The following is a 5,014-nucleotide window of genomic DNA, read 5'->3' on the forward strand; positions in this document are numbered from 1 at the left end:
CGAGCCCACCGGCAACCTCGACAGCCGCAACGGCGCCGAGGTCATGCGCATCCTGGAGCAGCTGAACGCCGAGCGGGGGGTGGCGGTGGTCCTGGTCACGAGGCGCTCCCTCGGGTGCCGGCGAGCTCGGCGACCTCGTCGAGGCCGCTGCGCGGTGCGGTGGTGGGACGGCGGCGGCCGGTGCGGAACCGCTCGTCGACGACGTTCACCAGGTGCGTCAGCGGCACCGTGATGATCAGGTAGAACACCCCGGCGAGCACGAGGGGGGAGAGGTTGCCGGACAGGACGGCGGCGTCCTGCCCGACGCGGAACAGCTCGCGCTCGCTGGTGAGCAGGCCGAGGAAGTACACCAGCGAGGAGTCCTTGACGATGGCGATGAACTGGTTCACCAGGGCCGGCAGGACCCGCCGCACGCCCTGCGGGACGACGACCAGGCGCATCGCCGTGCCGTAGCTCATGCCCAGCGCCCGGCACGCCTCCAGCTGGCCCTTGTCCACGGCCAGGATGCCGGCGCGGAAGATCTCCCCGAGGTAGGCGCTGGAGATCAGCGCCAGCGCGAGGATCCCCAGCGGGTACGGCGAGGGCCCGAAGAGCTCGCGGCTGAACTGGCTGAACCCCTGCCCGATGAGCAGGATCGTCACGATCGCCGGCAGGCCGCGGAAGACGTCGGTGTAGACGCGGGCGGGCACCCGCAGCCAGCGCGACCGGGAGATCCCCATGATCGCCAGCACCATCGCCAGCACGGTGCCGGTGACGGTGGCCGCGATCGAGATGACCAGCGTGTTCCTCAGCCCCGTCGTCAGCATCTGCGGCAGGACCTCGAGCATCGCGCCGGTGTCGAGGAAGGTGCGGGTGAGGTTGTCGAACCAGGTCACGGCAGCGCTCCCCTCAGCTCGTCGCGGTGGGCGAGGACGACGCCGACGTCGAGGGCGAGGACGTGCGCTCGGCGCTGGGCAGGTACTGCTCGGGCATCGGCGAGCCGGGGAACCACTCCTGGTACAGCGCCTTCCAGGTGCCGTCCTCCATGGCCGCGCGCAGCGCGGAGTCCAGCTCCTCCTTCAGCGCCGCGTTGCCCTTCGCCACGGCGAAACCGGCGGGGGCGTCGAAGGAGGGGATGTCCTCGGCGTCCACGAGGTCGAACTGCTCGACGTAGCCCTTGGCGGCCTCGTAGTCCAGGAAGTGCGCGTCCACGCTGCCGCTGTTCAGGCCCGACACGGCGGTGTTGTTGTCCGGGAAGCGCACCAGTTCGGCGCCGGTGAAGTTCTTCACCGCGTACGCCTCCTGCAGGGTGCCCTGCACGACGCCCAGGCGCGCACCGCCCAGGTCGTCGGACGAGGCGATGCCGCTGTCCGGCGTGGTCAGGACGGTCAGGTAGCCGGCGAGGTAGCCCTCGGAGAAGTCGACGGTCTCCTGGCGCTCGGGGGTGATGCCGATGGCGGCGACGCCCACGTCGAACTGGCCGTTGGCCACGGCCGGCAGCAGGGCCGCGAAGTCCTGCCCGACGAAGGTGACGTCCTGCACGCCGATGCGCCGGGCGACGTCGCGGAACAGCTCCACGTCGAAGCCGGTGAACTCCCCGGAGGCGTCGGTGAAGGCGTACGGGCGGATGTCGCCCACGCTGGCCACGCGGATCGCGCCGGGGTCGAGCAGGCCGAGGGGGTTCTCGGCGGTGGCCGCGGCGTCGCTGCCGCCGCCGCACGCGCTCGCGGTCAGCGCGGCGGTGGCGGCGAGGGCGGCGGCGAGCACGGAGCGGCGGCCGGGACGGCTGGTCGGGACGCGCATGGTCAGCAACCGTTCTGTCGGGGTCGAGAGCCGGGTGGCGGGTGGGGGCGGGTCAGGAGGTGATGGCGTAGTCGACGGTCCACATGTAGCGCCGCCCGGCCAGGGCGTAGCCGCGCTGGGCGGCGTAGTGCGCGGCCAGGCGGGCGACGAGCGCGGCGACCACGAGGGGGGCGACGAAGGAGCGCTGGTCCGCGGCGACGCCGGGCATCTCCAGGTCGCGGGTGTCCAGGTAGCAGGTGGGCCCGGAGTAGGTGTCCAGGAAGGTGCGTACGCGCTCGCCCATGGGGCGGGTGGCGTCCTCGCCCAGGAACACGATGGTGCGGGTGGTGGAGTCGATCACCTCGAACGGGCCCTGGAAGAACTCGTCGGCGTTGATCGTCGTGGCGTGCATCCACTGCATCTCCTGCAGGTAGCAGGAGGTGAGCACCGAGGCCGGGCCGAACAGCGGGCCGGAGGCCAGCACGTGGGTGACGGGCACGTCCTTCATGACGGAGACGACCTCGGCGGCGCGCTGCTCGAAGGCGTGCACGGTCTTCTCCAGCGCGCCCGGCAGCGCGCGCAGCGCCTCCAGGCGGGCGGAGACGTCCTGCCCCTCGCGCTCCAGGAGGGCCAGCGCGAGGAACTGCAGCAGCACCTGGTTCGCGTCGCCGGAGCCGCCGACGAACGCGGTGCCCGCGGCGCGGGCGACGGGGCTGTCGCCCTTCAGCGTCACCGCGGCCACGGCCGCGCCGCGGGAGACGGCCCACCGCGCGGCGCGCACCGTCTCGGGCGTCTCACCGGTGCCGGAGAGCAGGAGCACCACGGCGCCGGGCCCGACGCCCGGCGGGGCGCGGAAGAAGAACTCGTCGGAGTTCACGGCGCTGGCCGGCACGCGCGCCCCCGTGTCGAGCACGTACTGGGCGGCCTGCACGTTCAGGTGCGAGCCGCCCGCGCCGACCAGGAACACGCGGGTGGTCCCCGGCAGGGCGGCGACCCAGCGCCGCACGTCCTGCCACTGCTCCAGGACGGCCTCCAGCGGGCCGGCGAGGTCGGGGACCTCGGCCACGGGCTGCGGGCCGAGGTAGGTGCCGTCGGTCACGTCGTTCTCCTCCAGGGGTTCGCGGTGCTCAGACGCCGGCGGTCGCCAGCGGGTCGGGGGCCGGGTGCCCGAAGGCGCCCGGCCGGGAACAGGTGCGCGCGGCGGCGCGGGCCGCGGCGCGCAGGGCGGCGGCGGGGTCGGTGCCGCGCAGCAGGCCGACGAGGACGGTCGCGGTGAACGCGTCCCCGGCGCCGAGGGTGTCCACCAGGTCCACCGGTGCGGCGGGTACCCGCCAGGTGCCGGTCCCGTCGGTGAGGACGGCGCCGGCGGCGCCGCGGGTGAGCAGCACCCAGCGCGCGCCGGCGCCGAGCGCGGCGTGGGCGAGGTCGCCGGCGGCGTCCTCGCCCAGGTGGCCGGTGGAGAACGTGGCCAGCCACGCCAGCGGCGCCACGCGGCGCACGTGGTCGAGGTCGCCGTCCTGGGCGAAGTCGTAGCTGAGGCGGCTGGCGGCGGCGAACGCGGCCAGCCAGCCGTCCAGGCCGCTGGAGCGGCCGACGTGCACGGCGTCGAAACCCGCCGCGTGCGCCAGGTCGCCGGCGTCGGGGGTGAACCGCGAGACGCCGGGGTCGGAGGAGGCGAAGCGCCGGTCGCCGCCGACGACCTCGACCACGCAGTGCGCGGTGCGCCCGGGCACCACGCGCAGCCGGTCGGTGCGCACGCCCTCGGCGGCCAGCGCCGCGCGCAGCAGGTCCCCGGCCGCGTCGGGGGCCACGGCGCCGAGGTAGGCGGCCTCGGCCCCGGCGCGGACGGCGGCGACGGCGGTGTTCACGCAGTTGCCGCCGGGGTAGCACAGGCCGGTGGCGGGGTAGCGGTCCACGACGTTGTCCCCGGCGGCGAGCACGTGCGGCACGTCGCGGGGTCGGGCGGGCAGGTCGTGCGCGGGGTTCACGAGGTGTCCTCCCGTCGGGGGCGGTGTTCCTGCGGAGAGCTGGACCGTGGATTGAGACCGGTCTCACCCTCTACGCTGAGACCGGTCTCAACGCCTGGTGACGACGCTAGGCCACGGTGTCGAGCCGGGTCAACGGGGAACTGCTCCCGAGCTGTGACGAAGTGTTCGCGCCCCGTTCGGCGGGGACCGAGGAGGACGATGACCGACACCGGTGGACGCGCCCGCCGCGCGACCGTGACCGACGTCGCCCGTCGCGCCGGGGTCGCCAAGGCGACCGCCGCGCGGGCCCTGGGCGGCTACGGCGCCGTCAGCGAGGACGTGCGCGAACGCGTCCTCGCCGCCGCCGAGGACCTCGGCTACCGCCCCAACGAGCTGGCGCGCAGCATCAGCACCGGCCGCTCGCGCACCGTCGGGGTGGTCGTCGGCGACATCGAGAACGACTACTTCGCCCTGGCCGTGCGCGGGATCTCCGACACCGCCGCGCGCGCCGGCTACGACGTCGTCCTGGTCAACACCGGCGAGGCCGTCGAGGCCGAGCGCAAGGGCGTGCGGCTGCTGCTCGACAAGCAGGTCGACGGGCTGATCGTCTCGCCGGCGTCCTCGCAGCACGTGGAGCACCTGCGCGAGGTGGGCGAGCAGGGGCGCCCGCTCGTGCTGCTGGACCGCCGCCTGCCCGGCTTCGAGGCCCCCTCGGTGGACGTCGACATCGCCACCGCCACCCGCGCCGCCACCGAGCTGCTGCTCGACCTGGGCCACCGGCGGATCACCTACCTGACCGCGCTGGCCGACCCCGGGGTGCCCTGGAGCCGGGAGCTGGCCCTGGCCAGCTCCCCGGTCGCCGACCGCGTCCGCGGCATCGTCGCCGCCCTCGACGCGCGCGAGCTGCCGGTGGGCCCGTCCCTGGTGCGCTTCGGCGCCGCCTCCGAACGGGCCACCCGCGCGGCCGTGGAGGAGCTGCTGCGCGGCGCCGACGCGCCCACCGCGCTCATCGCCTCCGACGGGCGCATCGCCCTGGTGGTGCTGCAGACCCTGCAGGACCTCGGCGTGCGGGTGCCGCGCGACCTGTCGCTGGTCACCGTCGACGACTTCGCCTGGACCCGCGTGGTGGACCCGCCGCTGACCGCGGTGCGCCAGCCCATCTACGACGTGGGCGTCGCCGCGGCCGACACCCTCGTGCGGCTGCTGCGCGGGGCCGCCGTGCCGCCGCGCCCGCCGCTGGTGGCCGAGCTGCTGCCCGCCGAGCTCACCGACGGCTTCACCGGCAT

5 protein-coding genes are annotated in these 5,014 nt (G+C 74.9%); 1 reads left to right on the forward strand and 4 read right to left on the reverse strand.

The window, feature by feature from the left end; all coding sequences use genetic code 11:
* Positions 1–95 precede the first annotated feature (95 nt).
* The 4 genes from GTR00_RS14330 to GTR00_RS14345 form a co-directional block, all read right to left on the reverse strand.
* Positions 96–827, reverse strand: a complete 732-nt coding sequence (locus GTR00_RS14330; RefSeq protein WP_205705817.1) for an amino acid ABC transporter permease — start codon at positions 825–827, stop codon at positions 96–98.
* A gap of 61 nt (positions 828–888) precedes the next feature.
* The gene (locus tag GTR00_RS14335) at positions 889–1,782 is read right to left on the reverse strand and encodes an ABC transporter substrate-binding protein (protein WP_166612285.1); all 894 of its coding nucleotides are present in this window, start codon (positions 1,780–1,782) and stop codon (positions 889–891) included.
* A gap of 52 nt (positions 1,783–1,834) precedes the next feature.
* Entirely contained in the window at positions 1,835–2,860 is a 1,026-nt protein-coding gene (locus GTR00_RS14340; protein WP_166612286.1) for an SIS domain-containing protein, read from the reverse strand.
* Between the two features lie 28 nt (positions 2,861–2,888).
* Positions 2,889–3,749: a PfkB family carbohydrate kinase gene (locus GTR00_RS14345; protein WP_205705816.1), complete on the reverse strand. Its 861-nt coding sequence runs from the start codon at positions 3,747–3,749 to the stop codon at positions 2,889–2,891.
* A gap of 198 nt (positions 3,750–3,947) precedes the next feature.
* Between GTR00_RS14345 and GTR00_RS14350 the strand changes: the two genes are divergently transcribed.
* The coding region (locus GTR00_RS14350) for a LacI family DNA-binding transcriptional regulator (RefSeq protein WP_166612287.1) at positions 3,948–5,014 on the forward strand (1,067 nt) is incomplete at its 3' end.

The sequence above is a fragment of the Kineococcus indalonis genome (assembly GCF_009906395.1).
In the GTDB taxonomy this organism is placed as follows: Bacteria; Actinomycetota; Actinomycetes; order Actinomycetales; family Kineococcaceae; genus Kineococcus; species Kineococcus indalonis.